Here is a 21,643-nt window from a genome sequence, read left to right as displayed (position 1 = left end):
ATAATACCAGTCAAAGGAATCAGAGGCACTTTAAATAGTTTTACAAATATTGTGGGCTTTAGTCTCTGAGATAAACCCAAGAAGAGTCACTAGAAAGCTCTTTATCAAATCTATAGCCTTCATCGACAAAATCTTTTAGTCCCTCCGGACTCTTCAATCGATTTCGTATAATGTAATTCACCATCAAACCTCTTGCGCGCTTAGCATAAATACCTATAACTTTGTATACTTCCCCTTTTTTTTCCTTAAACACAATATCCAAAACATTCGCATTTAGTGTTTTTTTATCTACAGCTTTGAAGTATTCATTGGATGAAAGATTTACTATAAGTTCAGACTCATCCTCATTGAGGACATCACTAATCTCTGTTCCCCAATACTCATAAAGATCCTTGCCTTTAGAGTTAGAAAGCTTAGTTCCCATCTCTAAACGATAAGGCTGTATTAGGTCAAGTGGCCTTATAACGCCATAAAGACCAGAAAGCATTCGAACACTGTCTTGCGCAAAATTAAGATCATCAGTTGACAAAGCTGGGGCATCAATTCCGTTGTAAACGTCTCCTTTAAAAGCAAGTATTGCCTGCTTTGCATTTTCTCGATTGAACGGCAGTTTAAACTTTTGAAAGCGATCAAAATTCAACTTAGATAATTTCTCACTCAATGACATCAGTTTAGAAATTTGAGATTGGCTTTTCTTTTTTAAAATGCTAACCAACTCACTGGAGTTATCTAAGTTGCGAGTTTGAGAATAAAAATCAACATCACATTGAGAAAAATCTTGCGTTTTTGAAGGTGAAATAATTGCTAACATATTAGTAATAAAATAAAAATATTCTACCTTAATATACCCACTATAACAATATAAGTAGGCAAATTTGGAGTTTAAAAATCAGCTAAAATAAGGTATTATATATTTTCAGTTTTACATTCAGTTTCCATGAAAAATAAACAATTACACCTCCCAAAGGCTCGAGGACTTTACCATCCTAATAATGAGAAGGAGAATTGTGGTGTTGGTTTTATTGCCAACGTCAAGAGTCATTCTTCTCATAAAATTACGAAAGATGCTTTAGAAATGCTCTCTCGGATGGACCATCGTGGTGCGTGTGGCTGTGAGGCAAATACTGGTGATGGTGCTGGAATCTTAACCAATATACCTCACGAATTTTTTTCTGAGGAAATTAAAACGCTATTTGGCATTGAAGTGAATGCTGGAAGTTATGGTGTTGGTAATGTTTTTCTACCTCAAGATAATAAAGAAAGTAAACATTGTATTTCAGTCATTGAAAAAGTTATAAAGGACGAAGGGCAAACTTTAATTGGTTGGCGTGATGTTCCTGTTGACTCTGATAAAGCAAATGTAGGAGATACAGCTCGCAACTCACAGCCAGTAATGAAACAACTTATTATTGGTAACTCAGAGAATATCGGTTCAGAGGCTTTTGAAGCGGTTCTTTATATTATTCGAAAAAATGTCTCGAAGATTATTCGGACCGATGAGTCACTTTCTCAAGCATTGCTTTTTTATATTTGTAGTCTTTCTACTAGGGTAATTATTTATAAAGGCATGCTAATGGGCTCGCAGCTATTAGACTTTTATCCAGATCTAAATGATAAGAAATTCAGCACCTATTTAGCAATGGTTCACTCACGCTTCTCAACCAACACATTCCCTTCATGGGATCGTGCACAGCCTTGCAGGTTTATGGCCCATAATGGTGAAATTAATACTCGTCAAGGCAACTTCAACTGGATGAGGGCTCGTGAAGGAGTCTTAGAAAGTGAGATTTTTGGAGATAATTTATCAAAAACGTTACCCATAATTGAAACTGAAGTTTCTGACTCTGGTAGCTTTGATAATGTTCTAGAATTTCTATTAATGAATGGAAGATCTCTTCAGGAAGCGGTATTAATGATGGTTCCAGAAGCTTGGCAAAATGACACAGAAATGAGTCAAGAGAAAAAAGCTTTTTATGAGTATTTCTCAAATGTAATGGAGCCTTGGGATGGTCCAGCGTCTATTGCCTTTACAGATGGAAGATATATTGGAGCTGTTCTTGATAGAAATGGTCTTCGACCGTCACGTTATTATCTAACGCATGATGATCGTGTGATTATGGCATCTGAAGTAGGTGTTGTAGATGTTGCAACTAATAATGTTAAAACAAAGGGCCGCCTCAGACCTGGAAAAATGTTTCTTGTTGATTTTGAAAAAGGCAGGTTAGTTGATGATGATGAGATTAAAAATAGCTTTGCATCTAAAAACCCTTACGGTGATTGGCTAAAAGAACAACAAATATCTCTATCTGATTTAAAAACCAATACTAGTGAAAAAGGTTTTTTTCCAGATACACTTATCAACCGCTTACAAGCCTTTGGTTATAGCACTGAAACTCTTAAGTTTATGCTACTGCCTCTTGTAACTGAGCTGAGAGACCCAGTTGGATCAATGGGCAATGACTCGGCACTTGCGTGCCTTTCAGATCAGTCAAGAATAATTTATGACTACTTTAAACAGCTTTTTGCTCAGGTTACTAATCCAGCTATTGACTCAATTCGTGAAGAAGTTGTGATGTCCTTAAGCTGTTCAATTGGCCCTGAGGGAAATTTACTTACTAATAAAGCTGAAAATGCAAACCGATTAATCATTGATCACCCAATTCTAACAAATGAAGAAATATCCTCACTCAAAGAGTGCAATCATCGAGGATGGACAAGTAAAACAATTGATATCACCTATGACATAAACGAAGGCCAGAGCCTAAGTAAAATGCTTGACTCAATTTGCGCACAAAGCACCCAAGCTATTAATGATGGTCATAGCCTTGTCGTATTATCTGATAGAAAAATTGACTCTCAGCGAAATGCTGTAAGCGCACTCCTAGCATCTTCTGCAGTTCACCGGCATTTAGTGGCCACCCATAAGCGAACTCAAGTTGGAATAATTGTTGAAACTGGTGAGGCTAGAGAAGTTCATCACTTCTGCCTATTGACGGGCTTTGGTGCAGATGCTATTAATCCTTACCTAGCTTTTGAAGCCTTATGGCAGGCAAGAAGAGATAACTTAGTAAATCTAGAAAATGATGAGGCTATAGTCAGTGCATATCGTAAGGCAATAGCAAAGGGAATGCTCAAAGTGATGGCTAAAATGGGCATTTCAACACTTGCTTCATATAAGGGCGCTCAAATCTTTGAGGCTGTTGGTTTATCTGATGAGGTCATGCATAAATGCTTTTTCGAAACAGCGAGTCGCATTAGTGGTGTTGGATTTGACGTCATTCAAACTGAATCTGAAAAGCAACATAAAAAAGCATTTCTCTCAAACTCGCTCAATAATCTTGGTCATTATGCTTGGCGAAGTGGTGGTGAAAAACATATGTGGGAGCCAGAAACTATTACAAGTTTGCAGCAGGCTGCTAGAAGTAATGATCAAAATGCTTACTGGGAATTTGCTAAAAAATCTAATGAAGAGGGCACTAGAAATTGCACTCTTAGAGGGCTCATGTCATTTAAATCAGGCACCTCAATTGATATTGATAAAGTTGAATCAGCAAAAGAGATTGTCAAAAGATTTGTTACAGGAGCAATGAGCTTGGGCTCAATATCTCCAGAATCCCATGAATCTCTTGCAATTGCTATGAATCAAATAGGTGGTAAATCAAATACTGGTGAGGGCGGAGAAGACCCAAATCGCTGGACTCCAGATGCCAATGGAGACTCTAGGCGAAGCGCGATCAAGCAAGTGGCCTCTGGTCGATTTGGTGTTACCATTGACTACCTAAATAATGCTGATGAACTCCAAATTAAGGTTTCACAGGGCGCCAAACCTGGTGAAGGTGGGGAACTTCCTGGTGGCAAGGTGGATGATTTTATTGCCAAAATACGCTGCTCAACTGCGGGTGTTGGTCTAATTAGCCCACCACCGCATCATGATATTTATTCTATTGAAGATTTATCACAACTTATTTTTGATCTTAAAAGATCTAATCCTGCAGCTCGAATTAGTGTCAAGCTAGTTTCTGAAGTTGGTGTAGGAACTGTTGCTGCAGGAGTAACTAAAGCAAAATCAGATCATATTGTTATTGCTGGACATGATGGTGGAACTGGCGCATCTCCGTTAACCTCTATTAAACATGCAGGACTTCCTTGGGAGCTAGGCGTTGCTGAAACTCACCAAACACTGGTAATGAATGATTTGCGCTCAAGAGTAGTTATTCAAACTGATGGGCAACTAAAGACAGGTAGAGATGTTGCAATAGCTGCATTATTAGGAGCTGAAGAGTTTGGTTTTTCTACAGCACCACTTATAACATTAGGCTGCATTATGATGCGGAAATGCCATCTCAATACTTGTCCAGTTGGCATTGCAACTCAAGACAAAGTCTTACGTAAAAAGTTTACTGGTAAGCCAGAACATGTCGTTAATTACTTGTTTATGGTGGCAGAGGATTTACGTATTATTATGGCGGAACTTGGGTTTAAAAAACTAACTGACATGGTTGGCCGAGTTGATGTGCTTGAGATGAACAAAGCAATAAATCACTGGAAGCAAGACTCAATTGATCTTAGTAAGATATTAACACCTGCTGATAATCAATATAGGAATGCGGGCACCTATCAAACTATAAAACAAGACCATCAACTCAATGAACAACTGGATCATGATTTAATTGCTAAATCAAAAAAGGCTATTGAAGGTAATGGTAAAGTTAAATTTAAATTAAACATTTCTAATGTTGACAGAGCTGTTGGCGCTATGCTTTCCTCACATATTGTCAAAACTAGAAATGGTAACAATCTAAAAAATGGCTCAATAGATATTGATTTTAAAGGGTCTGCAGGTCAGTCTTTTGGGGCATTTCTTGCAAATGGAGTAACTCTATCGATTGAGGGTGATGCTAACGATTATGTTGGTAAGGGCCTGTCTGGTGGTCGGATTGTTATTTACCCACCAAAAGATTCCACCTACTTAGCACATAATGAAATTATTGCTGGAAATGTTTGTGGATATGGTGCTACTGGAGGTGAAATGTATTTATCAGGACAGGTTTCAGAGCGTTTCTGTGTCAGAAACTCTGGACTGATTGCTGTTGTTGAAGGAATTGGCGATCATGGTTGTGAATATATGACAGGTGGGCGCGCAGTAATACTGGGCGAAGTTGGTCGTAACTTTGGCGCCGGGATGAGCGGCGGAATAGCCTTTGTATATAATCCTAACCTAACTCTTCAGGGGAGGTCTAATTCATCTACGATAGACTTTGATCCAATGGATAAAGAATCCACTTCAGAGTTATTTGAATTTATAACCAATCATTTCGAATTGACTGGCTCAAAAATAGCTGAAAAAATACTCAGCAATTGGAATGAAGAAATAACTCATTTTGTCAAAGTAATGCCAAAAGCTTTAAAAGAAGTTCTTGCGGCTAAAAGTAAGCAGTTACTTCAAGCAAGTTAAATAGGTATTGCGTCGATTACATCAGCGCTTGCGCCCAAGACACTATTTACTCCATCGCCAACTACTGGTATTACAGATACAACTGCTCCAGTAACCCTCATAGGAACAGTAACAACTTTAGTAAAAACGCAGCCTGATAGGTACAAAGCTATTAAACCAAATAAAATAATATTTTTCATGATTGCCTCTCTAAGACTAAAAAGTGATAAGCATGCTGATTCGATGCATCAGGAAGATGGGACTCACAGCTAACCTGCCGCCAATCCGACTCATCATATTCTGGAAAATAGATATCCCCATCAAATTTACCTTCAATCTTTGTAATATAAAGTCTACTAACTTGGGGCAATAATTGCTCGCAAAGACTTGCTCCCCCAATGATCATTACCTCATCTTCATTTTCAGTGATTGAGAGGACCTCATCAATGCTAGTTCTGACTTCACAACCTGTGATTAAAGTTTTCGAGTTTCGAGAAATTACAATATTACGACGATTTGGTAAAGGCCTTCCAATAGAGTCATATGTTTTTCGACCCATTACAATTGACTTCCCCATAGTAATTTTTTTAAAATAAGCAAGATCTGCAGGAAGATGCCATGGCAACTTATTGTCTTTACCAATCAGACGATTTTCATCCATTGCGACTACTATTGATAAGCTCATAAATTCTGCCTGATTGAAGTAAAATATTAGAATATTTTACAATTTTTAAACTTCTAGTGTCACTCATTCTAGCCTCATCGTCGCCATTTAGAAAAGCTATTTTAGAGAAGCTTCGTATTGACTTTAAAGTAGCAGCGCCAAACATTAATGAAAGAAGAAAAAATGGAGAGTCTCCTTTTAATTTAGTTAATCGCTTATCTAAAGAAAAGGCTCTAGAGGTAGCCAAATCTCATTCAGGTTTGATTATTGCATCAGATCAGGTAGCTACTCTTGGCAATGGAAATAATGAAGATGATGAAATATTTACAAAGCCAGGTAGTCATGAGAATGCTTTTTTGGAGCTAAGGAAAAGCTCTGGAAAAACTATTACATTTCTTACTGGATTGGCTCTCTTGAATACTGAAACCTTAAAAATTCAAACTCATGTTGAGCTTTTCAAAGTTACCTTTAAACAACTTTCTGATAATCAAATTTTGTCCTATCTAAATAAAGAAGATGTTCTTAATTGTGCTGGTAGTTTCAAGTCTGAAGGGCTAGGAATTGCATTATTTAGTAGCATGGAGGGCAATGACCCTAACAGCCTAATTGGACTTCCAACAATCCAACTTATTAAAATGCTAGCTAAGGAAAATGTTCATATCTTATGAGCATTTTATATTCAGAAGAATTTAAGCCCTTCTCATCTGGCTTAAAAAATTATTGGGGATCTCTTTATGGCTCCTCTGAAGCACTCGCGCTTATTGAATTTGCTGAATCTCAAAAGCAAGTAGTGCTCTATATTGCAAAAGATATTACTCATTATGATGAGGTTAGAAAAGCACTCAATTTTTTTAACACTTCCTTAGAGATATTAGAATTTTCAAGTTGGGAGGTTTTAGCATTTGACCATTTCTCACCGCATCCAGATATTGTCTCATCAAGGTTAGAAACACTTTCAAAACTGCCCTCTCTTAAATCTGGCATTGTAATAACAACACTTGAGACGTTATCTCAAAGATTGTGTCCAAAAAATTATATTGAAATATATAGCCTTCACCTAAAAACTAAACAAAATCTTGAGATTAAGTCCTTTTCTGAAAGTCTTATAAAAATAGGATATCGCAGAGTTACAACTGTAATGGAGCAAGGTGAGTTCTGCATTAAGGGTGCCCTAATTGATTTGTACCCAATGGGTACTAAAAATCCATATCGAATTGACCTACTTGATAATGAGATAGATTCAATCAGATCTTTTGATACGTCTTCGCAGAGGTCAATTGAAATTATTAATGAAATCAAACTACTGCCTGCTCGAGAATTTGCAACAGATAGTGAGAGTATTTCAATCTTTAAAGATAACTATTTATCTGAATTTGGAAATACTGATGGATTCATCTATAGCGAAGTTAGTGAAGGACGTTATCCAGGTGGAATAGAATTTTATTTGCCTTTATTTTTTAAAACAACTGAAACTCTATTTGATTATATTTTGGGTGAGCCTGTAATCTTTTATCAAAAAGGACTTAACGAAGCGATGGAGCTTCAGGCTAAAGAATTATTAGAGCGTTTTGAATATTGTAAAGGTTCACTAGAAAGACTCCCTCTAGAAATTAATAAAGTATTTTTAAACACTGAAAGATTTTTCAATAAACTTACAGATAAAAAACAAATACAAATACAAAGCTCAAAAATAGAAAAAAAAGAAGGCTATAACTTCTCATCCTCTATACTTCCCCCACTTAAAATAGAAGCCCAAACAAAAAAACCACTTAATAAGTTAATTAAGTTTATTGAAAATTTTGATGGGCAAGTATTAATCGTTTGTGAATCAGAAGGCAGGCAAAGTGTTCTCACTGATCTACTTTCCACTCATCAACTTAAAGTAAATGACTGCTCTCATTGGAGTGACTTTCATAGTCAAAATAATAGGCTCTGCATTACTAATGCAAGCCTTAGTGAAGGCGTTCTTTTTGAGAAGATTGCAATTATTACTGAAAATAATTTGTTTGGAAAAGATGCTGTAAAACAGCGGAGAAGACGAAGAGCAAAACACAAAGATTTTGATGAGGCAATTAAAAGTCTTGTTGAGATCCAGTTAGGTGATCCTGTCGTTCATGAGCATTATGGTGTTGGCCGATATTTAGGACTTAAAAGTCGAAGTTTTGATGGCAATCAACAAGATTTTCTGTCACTTGAGTATGCAAATGGCTCGGTACTAATGGTTCCCATTGCAGCGCTTAACCTTATCTCTAGATACTCTGGCGCAAGTTCAGATAATGCCCCCCTTCATAAGTTAGGAAGTCAGCAGTGGACCAAAGCAAAAAGAAAGGCGGCAGAAGCACTTTATGATGTTGCCGCTGAACTATTAGAAATTTATGCAAAGCGTCAATCTCAAAAAGGATTTGCTTATCCAGCGCCAAATGACTCTTATAGCTCTTTTGTATCTAGCTTCCCATTTGAGGAAACACCAGATCAATTAAAAACAATGGATGATGTTCTTTTAGATATGCAATCTGAAAGACCAATGGATCGACTAGTCTGCGGAGATGTTGGATTTGGTAAAACTGAAATTGCAATGAGAGCTGCTTTTATAGCTGTTGAATCTGGCAAGCAAGTTGCAATTCTTGTTCCTACGACACTTTTAGCTAACCAACATGAACAAACTTTTAATGATCGCTTCTCCAAATTTCCAATTGTAATTAAATCTCTTTCAAGATTTCAAAACACGAAAGAACAAAGTGAAATTAAATCTCATCTTAATGATGGAAAGATTGATATTATTATTGGGACTCATAAACTGATTCAAGGAACTATTAAATATCATAACTTAGGTTTGATTATTATTGACGAAGAACATCGATTTGGCGTAAAGCAAAAAGAAGCACTTAAAAAAATCCGCGGTCAAAGTGATATATTGACCATGACTGCAACACCTATTCCTAGATCACTAAACATGGCATTAGGCTCTCTTCGAGAAATGTCAATTATTGCCACTCCTCCAGCTAAAAGAACAGCAATACAGACCTTTGTTGATGAATGGGATAAGGATACTATCAAAGAAGCATGTTCTCGTGAGTTGCATCGAGGTGGGCAAATTTTTGTTGTTCATAACGATATTGATACAATTGATAATATGGCAGAATCTTTGAGCGATCTGATGCCAAATCTAAAAGTTCGAATTGCGCACGGCCAAATGCCAAGTAAAGAGCTTGAGCAAATAATGGCCGATTTTTATCATCAGCGCTTTCAACTTTTAGTTTGCACTACAATTATTGAAACTGGAATTGATATTCCAAGCGCTAATACAATTATTATCAATAATGCACAAAACTTTGGTCTTGCTCAGCTCCATCAACTTCGAGGTAGGGTTGGTAGATCTCATCATAAGGCATACGCTTATCTTATAATTAAGTCTCACCAGTCAATTACAGAAAATGCAAAAAAACGACTAGATGCCATAGCTTCACTAGAAGAGCTTGGAGCGGGATTTATGCTAGCAAATCATGACCTTGAGATTAGAGGTGCCGGAGATCTTTTGGGAGAAAATCAAAGCGGTAAAATATCAGAAATTGGGTTTAATTTATATCATGACTTATTAAAGCGAACTATTCAAGCAATAAAAAACAATACCAAATTTGATATTAAAGATGCATTAGTAGAAGAAGTTGAAATTAATTCAGGAATTGCTTGCATCATTCCTGATACTTATCTACCAGACGTCCATGAGAGATTAATTCTTTACAAACGAATTGCAAGTGCTGAAAATGATGAAGAATTAAAGGATCTCAAAATAGAAATGATTGATCGCTTTGGCCTTCTACCAGATCAAACTAATAACCTATTTGAATCGACCTCATTAAAAATACAATCTAAGGAAATAGGGATACTCAAAATTAATATTTATGATGAGAAGCTAGAAATAACTTTAAATGAAAAAAATCTCATTGATACATCAAAAATTATTAATTTAATTCAAACGAAACCACAGAAATTTCAATTAAAAAATCAAAACACTCTAATTTCTAATGAAACTATGGAAGCTGACTTTTCACGTATTAGAGGCGCAAGTAAACTAATAGAGAGTCTAGTTTAATTACTGGTTTAAAATAACCAAAAATTCTAGTCTATTTAATCTTATCTTCCGATGGTACATGCTTAGGGGCAAAGTATCGAATCCCAGGCACAACAACCAGAGCAGCAAAAAATAAGACAATTAGAGAGCCTAGAATGTCACCAAGCAAATAGTTCTTTATGAATGAAAATGGCTCAACTAAACTTCCATCTGATTTTATTTCAAAGTATGAATAAACGAAGAATGTCAATATTGTGTTATAAAACGCTGTCAATATTCCCAAAAAAATCAAGTGCTGGAAAACTAGCTTACTATCTTCAAAGAAATTCGACAGTTTAAAAAACCTCATACTAATAATCGCACAAAGTGGTGAGAATGCGCCCACAAAATGCTCAAACATTTCACTAATATTATAGATTCGACTTAAATCAAAGCCAAAACCATGTGATGTAAAAATAACTGCTATTAATGCTCCCAAGAAAATTTTATACCCAAACAAAAGATAGCACAAAGAAACGGCTCCTATCTGAAGCCAAATCATATTTCCAATAAATGGGACTCCCTCACCGGGATTAAGAAAAGTAAATAAAGAAATCACTAGAAAAGCTATGATATTTTGATACAAAAACTCTGTTAACTTGCTTTGCATTAGATTAATGCCTTATTAACAATAATAGAATTTTTCAGGAAATATCTGTCACTAAGCTCTTTCATAGCTTTATCCATTTTTAGAGTCTGTAAAAAACTTACATCAGACTTATCAAATCAACCTATGTAGTAAATAAGAATATTATTACTATATTCAGCCATCACTTTTAACAAGGGTCAAAGGGAAGGCTCTTACTAAGGCTCTTAAAGAAGTCTATGTAATTTAGTTTGCAAATATAGAGACACCAATAGGAATAGTATTAATTGTAAATAATATTAACTCAAAATTAACAAACTAATTCTTATTATAGCTTGGGAACTATTGATCAAATATTAATATCATCTCACGCTTATCAGATGAAGACTGATTTGCACTAACTACGCCGTTAGAAGTTAGAAATAAAACTGCACGTTTTATAGTTGATAATGAATACTTAGAGAAGTATGGATCATTTTTTATTGCAGTAATTGTTACATTAGAATTAGAAGTGATGAAAGAAAAAACCGCTCTTTCAACTTCTGAAAACTCACCTAATCCAAATTCTTTTTCACATTCATCTAACGCTTTTCTTAACTGAAATAACCTGCTGACTGCTTTTTTCATTTTATGTTCCTCAAGTAACTTAGCCCCTTGACGAAAATTATAGATTAAAATGAGATATAAGTTACCACTTAATAGAACCAATAACCTAACATCTAATAGTCCAGAATTAAAGCTTCATTTTTTAACTCTAAACCCTTATCTTACTATTTCATTATTGAATATTAAATTGTTGCTTAAGGCTAATATATTCAATCACCCTTATTCTAGGTCCAAATTGACTAACTACCCTCGACGAAGCAGCATTAGCAAACTCAGCAGCCCAAGAAAAGTCCTTACCAAGACCTAGTGCATATAAAAAAGAACCAGCAAACATATCACCAGCACCATTCGTATCAACTGCACTTGCAAGAACACCTGGAGTATTAATCATATTAGTTCCATCAAAAACTAATGACCCACCTGCACCTCTTGTAATAGCAAAGGTTTTAGCATGTTTCTTTAATTCTTCAGCAGCCGCTTCTACTGTATGCGTTCCAGTAAAACTCCTAGCTTCATCACCATTACAAAAAATTAAATCCACACCATCATCACCAATAATTGTTCTTATGTTATCTGAAAAAACCTCAACAACAAATGGATCGGAAAGACTCAATGAAGTTTTAACCCCGCTCTTCTTAGCATAGATCATAGCATCTCTTGCAACAGCTGTTCTTTCATCATCAGTCACAACATAACCTTCAATATATAGCCATTCTGAAGATGCTAAAGCCTCTTCATCAACCTCACGATATGAAAGCTCTAGGCTAGCGCCTAAATAAGTGTTCATTGTTCGCTCTGCATCCGGACTAATCATTACCAAGCATTTACCGGTAATGCCAGTAGAAGGATCAACTTGATGAAAATCAACGCCCGCCCGATTTAAATCTTTCACAAAAAAAATGCCCTCATCATCATCTGCAACTTTGCCAGAAAAGAAAGCTGAAGATCCAAATCTACTTGCCGCCACTACTGAATTGCATGCAGACCCTCCACAACTCCTTTTAACAGCCACGCGTTGACTAGTCAGTTCATCCATTAAGTATTTTTGTCGTTTTTCGTCAACAAGAGTCATCAATCCTTTGCCAATATCATTTTCACTTAAAAATGAATCACTGACAATAACTTCAGTATCAACTATTGCAGCGCCAATTCCATAAATACCATATTTTTTCATAAGTTCAAATTCCTACATTTCTATTAATTTAATTAATACTTTTAGACTCTAAGTGCCTCAGGAACTGGAAAATTTACAGACTCCCTAGCACCGCTTACTTCAATAATTTCACTACCACCATTCATCATGAGATAAGACACCACTGCCTGAACTAGAACTTCTGGTGCTGATGCGCCTGCTGTAACTCCAATAGAAGTAAGACCATTCAGCCAATCATTTTGAATATCAGTTGCTCCATCAATTAAATAAGCAGGCTTACCCTCATTTTCTGCAATCTCTTTGAGTCGGTTCGAGTTAGAAGAGTTTTTTGAACCAATAACAAGGAGCATTTCTGAATTTTTAATCATAGACTTTACTGAGTCCTGGCGATTTTGAGTTGCGTAACAAATATCACTTTTTTTAGGTGCTTGAATTTTTGGAAATTTAGCTTTAAGAGAGTCAACAATCTCTTGGGTATCATCAACCGATAAAGTGGTCTGTGTTGTATAGGAAATGTCCAAATCTTTAGAAAACTCTAGATCTTTAATGTCTTTAATTGACTCTACTAAAGTAATACGGCTAGATGAATTTGACTGTCCTAAAGTTCCCTCAACCTCTGGATGACCGGCATGGCCAATCAAAATAACTTGATGATTTTGTTTTTGCCGCCTGGTGACTTCTTTATGAACTTTCGTTACTAGCGGACAAGTTGCATCATAAATAATATCTGAAATCTCAGCAGCATCTTTTCTTACGGCTTGTGATACTCCGTGCGCACTAAAAATTACAACACTTCCCTTTGGAACTTCATTAATCTCATCTACAAAAATTGCACCTTTCTTTTTTAGGTTACTTACAACAAATTTATTATGGACAACCTCATGACGTACATAAATCGGTGAACCATGTTTTTCAATTGCGCGCTCGACTATCTCTATAGCACGATCAACGCCAGCACAAAAGCCTCGTGGATTAGCCAAAAATATCTTCAAAATTTATCCAATTGATTCACTTAAAAAAATATTAATATTATTTTTTGTTATTGAGGTGAAGTGCGGAGAGGATCTGAAAAACTTTTTGTCGTAAGTCTGACCTATGCACTATCATATCAATAGCACCCTTCTCAAGTAAAAATTCACTTCTTTGAAATCCTTCTGGTAACTCTTCTCGAACCGTTTGTTCAACAACTCTGGCTCCTGCAAAACCTATTCTTGCATTGGGCTCAGCAATCTGAATATCGCCTAGCATTGCTAAGCTAGCTGAAACGCCACCCATAGTTGGATCAGTTAAGACTGAGATAAATGGGATTTTATTATCAGCTAATAATTTAACAGCAAGCGAAGTTTTTGACATTTGCATTAGAGAAAAAAGGCCTTCTTGCATTCTAGCACCGCCACTTGAAGAAAAGCAAACAAAAGGATGTCGGTTTTCAATAGCAATATTCGCAGCTCTTACAAATTTTTCACCAACAACTGACCCCATTGATCCGCCCATAAAACTAAAATCAAAAGCTGCAACAACAATTGGCATCCCTTTTAATACTCCAGTTTTAACAATTAACGCATCTTTTTCCTTGGTCTTTTTTTGGGCATCATGATAACGATCTTTGTATTTTTTTTGATCTTTAAACTTAAGTGGGTCTACAGACTCAATATTAGCAGCAATCTCAAGTTGCTGCTCAATATCCAGGAATCCCTCTATACGTTTTCTTGCAGATATTCTTAAATGATGGTCACACTTTGGACAAACATAATGAAGACGCTCAAGCTCCTCTTGATAAAGAACTCGTCTACACTCTGGGCACTTACTCCAAATTCCTTCTGGAATATTTTTTTTGATATTTATGCCAATAGATGGCATAATTTTTTCTAACCAACTCATAGTATTTGTAAATTAATTAATAGCATTTGAGATTTCCTTTGCCAGCTTCCCAACCTTAGTAATCATTGTATCTTTATCACTGGACAATTCTTCAATAATTGAAACTAGCGCACTGCCAACAATTACTGCGTCAGCATTCTCGCCAACTTGTTTCGCTACTTCAGCGTTACTTATCCCAAAACCAACTCCCACTGGTAATTTAAAATAATTTCTCATTCTTTCTAAGTGATGATTAACCGATGCAACATCGAGATTTCCTGCGCCTGTTACGCCCTTCAATGATACAAAGTATATGTAGCCAGTAGCCATTTCTGCAATATACTGTAAGCGTTCATCTGTCGTTGTTGGGGCAACTAAAAAGATAAGATCAATACCAACCTTGTCGAGCTCTTCCTTAAGATCATGGACCTCTTCTGGAGGCATATCAACAACCAAAATTCCGTCTACTCCAGCTTCATGGGCTCTGAGAGCAAATTCTTTATAGCCAAACACCTCAATTGGATTTGTATAACCCATTAAGACAATACCAGTTGACTGGTTATGCTCTCTAAACCTCTCAACTATTGCAAAAACATCATGCAAGTTAACGCCGTCTGCAACCGCCCTCTCATGTGATTTTGCAATTACTGGCCCATCAGCCATTGGATCTGAAAAGGGCATTCCTAATTCTATAATATCTGCACCACTATCTGCCAAAGTAAAAACCAATGCCTCTGAGTTATCCAGGCCACTATCACCAGCAGTGATAAATGGAATAAAAGCAGTCTTGTTCTTAGCTTCGAGTTGTTTGAAAATATTTAAGATTCGTGACATAATTATTGATGCTATTTTTTAATTAAATTTTAACATAGACAAAGTTAAACTCAATTTAATGTCCATATTATTAGGATTATTTAGTTTTGGTAGGGTATGAGTGAACCGCATCCACTAAAACTTTCATACTTTCTGGGTTAACATCAGGAGTAATCCCATGCCCAAGATTAAAAACATGCCCAGTTTGCCCTTTGAATTGGTCAAGAACTTTGAAAGCTTCAGCCTTGATTACATCAGGTGACGCATAAAGCACTGATGGATCAAGATTACCCTGTAATGCTACTTTTGAGCCCACTCTCCTTTCCGCCTCACCAAGCTCAATTGTCCAATCAATACCCACTGCATCGCATCCAGTTGCAGCAATTTGCTCGAGCCATGCAGCGCCGCCTTTAGTGAAAAGTGTCACCGGAATCGTTCTACCTTCATAGCTACGGTGAATCCCATCCACAATTTTTGACATGTACCTTAATGAAAAATTTTCATAACTACCCTTACTTAGAAGCCCACCCCAGGTATCAAAAATCATTACTGAATCCGCACCAGCTTCAATTTGAGAATTCAGATAGTCTATGACAGTATCAGCCAGAACATCAAGTAGTTGGTGCATGTGCTTTGGGTTTTCATACATCAAGCCCTTTACCTTTGAAAAAGTTTTACTAGTGCCGCCCTCAACCATATATGTTGCAAGTGTCCATGGACTTCCCGTAAAGCCTATTAATGGAACTCTGCCTTTAAGGTTTTTCTTGATTACAGAAACTGCTTTACTAACGTAATTAAGCTCAGTTCCAACATCTGGCTTGGTTAAGTGTTCAATGCTGCTGAGCGTGTGAAGAGGATTAGTAAATTTTGGCCCCTCTCCCTCAACAAAATGAAGCCCCAAACCCATAGCGTCAGGAATAGTTAATATGTCAGAAAAAAGAATTGCTGCATCAAGATCAAAACGCTCAAGGGGCTGAAGGGTAACTTCACACGCCAGATCACTTGACTTACATAAAGTTAAAAAATCACCAGCTATTTTTCTAGTAGCACGGTACTCTGGCAAGTATCTACCTGCTTGCCTCATCACCCAAATTGGAGTACGCGATACTTCTTTTTTTAGTAACGCATTAATGTAGTCAAATGCCATTATTTTTTCCCAGTAAAAGGTTGATTATAATCATTGTAGAGATTTATTTTGCTTTGCTTCTGACACAAAAAAAGCCACATTTGTGGCCTTTAGAGTGAATCAATTAATATTTAACGCTTGAATGCGCCGTAACGTGACTTAAATTTCTCAACACGTCCAGCAGTATCCATAATTTTTTGCTTACCTGTATAAAAAGGGTGACAACTTGAACAAACATCAAGATGAAGTTCGTCTTTACCCGAAGTTGAGCGCGTTTCAAATGAATTACCACAACTGCACACAACTTTAATAGTATCGTAAGAAGGATGAATGTCTGTTTGCATAACTTTATATCTTCAAATTTAAAAGAACGTGAATTATATACTATCTCTCTGCAGGGGTAAATGTTTTAACACTTAATGCATGAAGCTCACCGCTCTTTATCTCTTCTTTAACCACTGCTAAAACTGCTCTCTGCCTTTGCAATAAAGATAGCCCTTCAAAAATAGGTGAAACAATTACTGCAGAGCAATTACAACCATCGCCCTCCATAGTGACTTCAGATTGCTCTATTCCTAGTTCAAGTTTTTTCTGGACCTCTTCTAAAGTCATAATGCATCTCTACTTATAGTTTTATTATTAAACATTTTACTAAACTTCATTAGATTATGACGAGCCAAAAATACCTTTTAACATAAAGAAAAATAAAATCGACATTATGGCGCCAGCTGGAAGCGTAATAATCCAAGAAAGAAAAATTCGGTTAATAACTCTCAAGTTAAGTGAAGCAAGGCCTCTTGCAATGCCCACACCAAGTACAGCTCCCACCAATACCTGCGTAGTAGAGACTGGAAGGCCTGTATAGGAAGCAAAAACAACAGTTGTTGCTGCAGCAAGTTCAGCAGCAAAACCACGACTAGGCGTAAGCTCCGTAATACTTTTACCAATTGTTTTCATTACCCTGTAACCAAAAGTTGTTAGGCCAAAGACAATGCCGCCTCCTCCGACTAGTAATATCCATGAAGGTAAGACACTCTTAGAGACGATCTGCCCTCCTGATTCAACAATACTATAGACTGCGGCTAAAGGTCCAATTGCGTTAGCAACATCATTTGATCCATGCGCAAATGCCATTGCACAGGCAGTTATAATCATTAGTCCACCAAATAATTTCTCCATATTAGCGTATGAAAAGTCACTGTCATCTTCAGGATTGATCTTAATACGCCTAATAATAATAGCTGCAAGAATAGCTGCCAATATTCCCACTGCAGTTGCAATCATCATGCTGGTAGGTAGATCTTTACCAAGGTGCTTTAAGGATTCAACATGTTTAAGTCCTTTAAGTAGTGTCACTAAAGAGATAATAAAACCAACAAAAAATACATAAAAAGGGAGGTATTTTTTAGCATTCTCAAGAGGCTTTTCGGTATCAATAATATTGCTCTGTAAGCTCTTAAAGATTACAATTGCCAGCGTTCCAGCAATAATTGGAGAGATGACCCAACTCGCTATAATTGCATAGACCTTGCCCCAAGCTACAGCATCAATTCCAACACCTACAGCGCCAAATCCCACAATCGCCCCTACAATAGAGTGCGTTGTCGAAACCGGCCAACCAAGAGAAGATGCAATCAATAGCCAGGTAGCTGCAGCTAAAAGTGAAGCAAGCATTCCGTACACCAGTAATTCTGGATTAGAGACAAATGATCCAGAATCAAGAATGCCTTTTCGAACCGTTGCCGTAACCTCGCCACCTGCAAGAACTGCTCCAGCGAACTCAAATATAATTGCAATAACTACCGCTTGCTTAAATGTAATTGCACCAGAGCCTACCGATGTTCCCATTGCATTTGCAACATCATTAGCACCAATACCCCAAGCCATAAACAAACCAAAACCAATAGCCAGCATGATAAGAATATCACTATTTTGTACAATAATTTCCATGGAGAGCTCCGGTTATTTAGTTAACATTACTTCAAAACGTGACCCTACCTTTTGGGCAGCATCAGCGGTCTCGCCTAACCACTCAATAGCTCGGTAATAAAACATGACATCTACAGGAGGTAATTCAGATTCAAGCAAAAATAATTTATTACGAATATCATTCTGAGCTACATCAGTATCATGCTCTAGGACATTAATTTTTTTGACCATCTCTGCAACAATTTTACGTTCACGAGAACTAAACGCTGTTTCTAACAACTCATCAAGTTCATTAATAGCTACCATTGCAGAAGCTGAAGTCTTAATACAAAGATCAGCAAGCTTTATAAAGTCCTCTGCAAACTCTTTAGGAAAAACCATATGACGAGTCATCATCAAGCCAGCAAGGTCTTTAGTAATGTTGGCAATAGAGTCTTGGATTAAGAGAACATCAAGCAAATCTCTTCTTGAGAAAGGCATCATAAAAGTACTAGGCAAGTTCATTCTTAATTTTTTCTTTAACTGGTCAGCTTTTTTCTCTTTATTTCCAATTGAAACTCGAGCTTCTTGCGCCTTGTCCCAATCCTCAGATTGAGCAGCTTTAGCAAAAACTCCAAACTCTTTGATACAGGAATGAACCTGCTTCATGTGTTTTTGCAAAGGGCTTATTGGCGACTTTCCAAATAAACTAGTAATATTTCCTGATTTAGTCATAACTATTTATCTCCATAAAAAGAATTATTTAGTACTACTTATCACTACCTCTAAAAAAACGAATTTTATATAAATAACTAAAAAAAAGTAACTAATTTAAAAAATATTTTACCAGTGGAATTAGTTTCGATTTGACCTGCTTATAACACGCCTCAAATTCTTCAAAATCCTTGCCATCTGGGTCATCAAAACCTAAATGAACTAGCTCTGTTTTTCCTGGAAATATAGGACAAGTTTGACTTGCATTATCACAAACTGTAATGACTAGATCAAAGTCAATATGCAAGAGTGTTTCCAGTCTTTTAGAGTGGTACTCATCCTTCCAAATATTCTTAACTTCTAATATTTTTTTTGCATTCGGATTTACTAAGCCGCTAGCAGATACGCCGCTCGAATATGCTTCAATTCTCTCACCAAGCTCACTATTGATTAGCGCTTCCGCAATAATACTTCTACAGCTATTTCCAGTACACAAAACCAATACTTTTTTCATGGGAACTAATTAAGACTCGGATTGAAAAAGCTTTAAAAATACTTGCGCAGCAATTACAGCGCCAATGATAGTCGCCGCTATATAAATCCATAGATGCTCATAATTACCGCTCATCACTGCAGGCCCAATACTTCGAGCTGGATTCATACTACCACCCGTTATAGGCCCTGCAAACATTGCCTCAAGGCCAACTGTTAAGCCAATAGCCAATCCTGCAAAATCTTTTGTAGCTTTCCCATGAACCGCAGAAGAGCAGATAACAATCATTAATATAAAAGTCAAAATCAATTCAAACCCAAAGGCTTGAGTTACTGAGCCGTAAGGAAGAGTCGCACCAAGATAGCTCACCTCCGACATGGTGACAAAGTTCTCATTAAGTAAAAAATATAGGCTTGCACTTGCAGCTATCGCGCCCAAAATCTGAGCGCCAATGTATGGAACAACCTTCCTACTATCAAATTCTCCTATTGACCAAAAAGCTATCGTCACAGCAGGATTAAAATGAGCTCCCGATAAATGGGCAAAGCTATAAATTAGTGCCACTACGACAAAGCCAAATGTTAGCGCTATACCAACATGGCCAAGAGCTCCAGTAATATCATTAATCATCACGGCTCCAGTTCCAGCAAAGACCAGAATGTAAGCTCCAATTAACTCAGCAAGTAATTTTTTACGCATTTTCACTTAGCTTAATTTCTAAAGTGTAACATTATACAAACTATTTTTTACTACCTAACACTATACTTTTAATGCCAAATCAATCAACTAATAATGAAGTCAATGTAATCATTTTAGCTGCAGGTCAAGGCACAAGAATGAACTCAAGTGTATCCAAAGTTCTTCATGAAGTTGGTAATAAGACTTTAATCCAGCATGTCATAGATGCAGCAACGCCCTTGGCAAGCTCAATTAATGTAATTATTGGCCATAACTCTGAATCAGTAAAAAAATCAACACAGAATAATTTGATTAAATGGGTTTTACAAAAAAATCAACTTGGAACTGGGCATGCAGTAATGCAGGCAATCCCTAATATTCAAGAAAACTCAATGTGTCTTATTCTATATGGTGATGTTCCTTTAATTCAAACCCAAACATTATTAAAGTTGCTTGAAAAAGCAAATAAGACTGGCTTTTCTCTTTTAACAGTAATTCAAAATGACCCTTCAGGGTATGGCCGAATCATAAGAGACTCTTCAAAATCCATTAAATCAATTATTGAGCATAAAGATGCTAATACTGAAGAACTTAAAATTGATGAAATTAATACGGGCATTATGGCTATTACTGGTGCATTATTAACAAAGTACTTAAACCAGCTTGAGCCAAATAATTCGCAGGGTGAACTATATCTTACTGATATTGTTGAAAAAGCAGCCAAAGATAATGTTACTATTGCTTCATTTATTTGTGAAAATTCAGCAGAAGTAATGGGTATAAATGATAAAAATAACTTAGCCGAGGCTGAAAGGGCTCACCAGTTAAAAAATGCTGAAGAGCTAATGATCAATGGCCTCACTATTAAAGACCCTAGTCGTTTTGATTGTCGGGGTAATTTAACTTTTGGAAATGACTGTATTATCGATGTAAATGTTGTTTTTGAAGGTGAAGTTAGGTTAGGAAAAAATGTTCTAATTTCGCCAAACTGCATTATAAAAAACTCTAAAATCGGTGATAATGCTCACATCATGCCAAATTCAATGATTGAAGGCTCTGTTATTGGAAGTCACACTAGTATTGGGCCTTTTGCCCGCATTCGTCCTGAAACTCAAATAGGTAGTCATGCAAAGATTGGCAATTTTGTTGAAGTAAAAAAATCAACAATTGATGACAACTCAAAGGTATCCCATTTAAGTTACATCGGGGATAGTCAAATTGGAAAGGGTGTCAATATTGGTGCTGGCGTAATAACGTGCAACTATGATGGTGTAAATAAAAGTCAAACAACAATTGGAGATGGAGCATTTATAGGCTCAAATAGTCAATTAATTGCCCCAGTATCGATCGGAAAAAATGCAACCATTGGAGCGGGCTCAACTATCACTCAAGATGCCCCCGATGATAAGCTTACCTTGAGTCGCAATAAACAATCAACGATGAGCAAATGGAAGCGGCCTCAGAAGAAATAAATTTTTTCTACCTCACAGGATAACT

General features: G+C 36.6%; 20 protein-coding genes. 4 read left to right on the top strand and 16 right to left on the bottom strand.

All coding sequences use genetic code 11. The features are described from left to right. Positions 1 to 58: 58 nt before the first annotated feature. Positions 59 to 811 (bottom strand): peroxide stress protein YaaA, encoded by a 753-nt coding sequence (yaaA, locus tag ABXT51_RS00885; protein ID WP_416695737.1) that lies wholly within the window; start codon positions 809 to 811, stop codon positions 59 to 61. Between the two features lie 126 nt (positions 812 to 937). Between yaaA and gltB the strand changes: the two genes are divergently transcribed. Further along, the gene (gene gltB / locus ABXT51_RS00880) at positions 938 to 5,455 is read left to right on the top strand and encodes a glutamate synthase large subunit (RefSeq protein ID WP_416695736.1); all 4,518 of its coding nucleotides are present in this window, start codon (positions 938 to 940) and stop codon (positions 5,453 to 5,455) included. Here the strand turns inward: gltB and ABXT51_RS00875 are convergent. After that, positions 5,452 to 5,634, bottom strand: coding sequence for a DUF6726 family protein (locus ABXT51_RS00875; RefSeq protein WP_416652330.1), 183 nt, complete (start codon positions 5,632 to 5,634; stop codon positions 5,452 to 5,454). The two genes, gltB and ABXT51_RS00875, sit on opposite strands and share 4 nt — an antisense overlap. Continuing rightward, on the bottom strand, positions 5,631 to 6,119 hold the full coding sequence (gene folA / locus ABXT51_RS00870) for a type 3 dihydrofolate reductase (RefSeq protein WP_416695735.1): 489 nt from the start codon (positions 6,117 to 6,119) through the stop codon (positions 5,631 to 5,633). The genes ABXT51_RS00875 and folA overlap by 4 nt, the downstream gene beginning before the upstream one ends. Before the next feature lie 56 nt (positions 6,120 to 6,175). Here folA and ABXT51_RS00865 point away from each other — a divergent pair, with 56 nt between their 5' ends. Both ABXT51_RS00865 and mfd read left to right on the top strand, forming a co-directional pair. Continuing rightward, a complete protein-coding gene (locus ABXT51_RS00865; RefSeq protein ID WP_416695734.1) occupies positions 6,176 to 6,766 on the top strand; it encodes a Maf family protein in 591 nt (196 codons plus the stop codon). Continuing rightward, a complete protein-coding gene (gene mfd, locus ABXT51_RS00860) occupies positions 6,763 to 10,191 on the top strand; it encodes a transcription-repair coupling factor (RefSeq protein ID WP_416695733.1) in 3,429 nt (1,142 codons plus the stop codon). Before ABXT51_RS00865 ends, mfd begins: the two co-directional genes overlap by 4 nt. A 31-nt stretch (positions 10,192 to 10,222) precedes the next feature. Here the strand turns inward: mfd and ABXT51_RS00855 are convergent, their stop codons facing one another. The 13 genes from ABXT51_RS00855 to ABXT51_RS00795 all read right to left on the bottom strand — a co-directional run bounded on the left by ABXT51_RS00855 (position 10,223) and on the right by ABXT51_RS00795 (position 20,167). After that, on the bottom strand, positions 10,223 to 10,819 hold the full coding sequence (locus ABXT51_RS00855) for a hypothetical protein (RefSeq protein ID WP_416695732.1): 597 nt from the start codon (positions 10,817 to 10,819) through the stop codon (positions 10,223 to 10,225). Between the two features lie 318 nt (positions 10,820 to 11,137). Next, positions 11,138 to 11,422, bottom strand: a complete 285-nt coding sequence (locus ABXT51_RS00850) for a hypothetical protein (protein WP_416652320.1) — start codon at positions 11,420 to 11,422, stop codon at positions 11,138 to 11,140. Positions 11,423 to 11,573: 151 nt separating this feature from the next. Then, positions 11,574 to 12,575, bottom strand: coding sequence for an adenosine kinase (locus ABXT51_RS00845; protein ID WP_416695731.1), 1,002 nt, complete (start codon positions 12,573 to 12,575; stop codon positions 11,574 to 11,576). A 41-nt stretch (positions 12,576 to 12,616) separates the two neighbouring features. Next, positions 12,617 to 13,546, bottom strand: a complete 930-nt coding sequence (gene ispH / locus ABXT51_RS00840) for a 4-hydroxy-3-methylbut-2-enyl diphosphate reductase (protein WP_416695730.1) — start codon at positions 13,544 to 13,546, stop codon at positions 12,617 to 12,619. A gap of 37 nt (positions 13,547 to 13,583) precedes the next feature. Continuing rightward, positions 13,584 to 14,435, bottom strand: a complete 852-nt coding sequence (gene accD / locus ABXT51_RS00835) for an acetyl-CoA carboxylase, carboxyltransferase subunit beta (protein WP_416695729.1) — start codon at positions 14,433 to 14,435, stop codon at positions 13,584 to 13,586. Between the two features lie 12 nt (positions 14,436 to 14,447). Beyond that, a complete protein-coding gene (trpA, locus tag ABXT51_RS00830) occupies positions 14,448 to 15,248 on the bottom strand; it encodes a tryptophan synthase subunit alpha (RefSeq protein WP_416695728.1) in 801 nt (266 codons plus the stop codon). 76 nt (positions 15,249 to 15,324) lie between these two features. Then, complete coding sequence (gene hemE / locus ABXT51_RS00825; RefSeq protein WP_416695727.1) at positions 15,325 to 16,374, bottom strand: uroporphyrinogen decarboxylase; 1,050 nt, start codon at positions 16,372 to 16,374, stop codon at positions 15,325 to 15,327. A gap of 110 nt (positions 16,375 to 16,484) precedes the next feature. After that, complete coding sequence (gene rpmE, locus ABXT51_RS00820; RefSeq protein ID WP_271537236.1) at positions 16,485 to 16,697, bottom strand: 50S ribosomal protein L31; 213 nt, start codon at positions 16,695 to 16,697, stop codon at positions 16,485 to 16,487. Between the two features lie 40 nt (positions 16,698 to 16,737). Further along, on the bottom strand, positions 16,738 to 16,965 hold the full coding sequence (locus ABXT51_RS00815) for a BolA family protein (RefSeq protein ID WP_416678278.1): 228 nt from the start codon (positions 16,963 to 16,965) through the stop codon (positions 16,738 to 16,740). A gap of 54 nt (positions 16,966 to 17,019) precedes the next feature. After that, positions 17,020 to 18,303, bottom strand: coding sequence for an inorganic phosphate transporter (locus ABXT51_RS00810; protein WP_271537241.1), 1,284 nt, complete (start codon positions 18,301 to 18,303; stop codon positions 17,020 to 17,022). Between the two features lie 12 nt (positions 18,304 to 18,315). Beyond that, on the bottom strand, positions 18,316 to 18,996 hold the full coding sequence (locus ABXT51_RS00805; protein WP_416678276.1) for a TIGR00153 family protein: 681 nt from the start codon (positions 18,994 to 18,996) through the stop codon (positions 18,316 to 18,318). Positions 18,997 to 19,087: 91 nt separating this feature from the next. After that, positions 19,088 to 19,489: an arsenate reductase ArsC gene (locus tag ABXT51_RS00800; protein WP_416678273.1), complete on the bottom strand. Its 402-nt coding sequence runs from the start codon at positions 19,487 to 19,489 to the stop codon at positions 19,088 to 19,090. Between the two features lie 9 nt (positions 19,490 to 19,498). Further along, a complete protein-coding gene (locus ABXT51_RS00795) occupies positions 19,499 to 20,167 on the bottom strand; it encodes an MIP/aquaporin family protein (RefSeq protein ID WP_416695726.1) in 669 nt (222 codons plus the stop codon). Between the two features lie 71 nt (positions 20,168 to 20,238). Here ABXT51_RS00795 and glmU point away from each other — a divergent pair, with 71 nt between their 5' ends. Further along, complete coding sequence (gene glmU / locus ABXT51_RS00790) at positions 20,239 to 21,618, top strand: bifunctional UDP-N-acetylglucosamine diphosphorylase/glucosamine-1-phosphate N-acetyltransferase GlmU (protein WP_416695725.1); 1,380 nt, start codon at positions 20,239 to 20,241, stop codon at positions 21,616 to 21,618. Positions 21,619 to 21,643: the final 25 nt, after the last annotated feature.

The sequence above is a fragment of the Candidatus Pseudothioglobus sp. Uisw_050_01 genome, from assembly GCF_048085775.1.
Classification (GTDB): domain Bacteria; phylum Pseudomonadota; class Gammaproteobacteria; order PS1; family Pseudothioglobaceae; genus Pseudothioglobus.
Note: the sequence above shows the minus strand (reverse complement) of the source record. Positions and strands in the feature narration are given on the sequence as shown.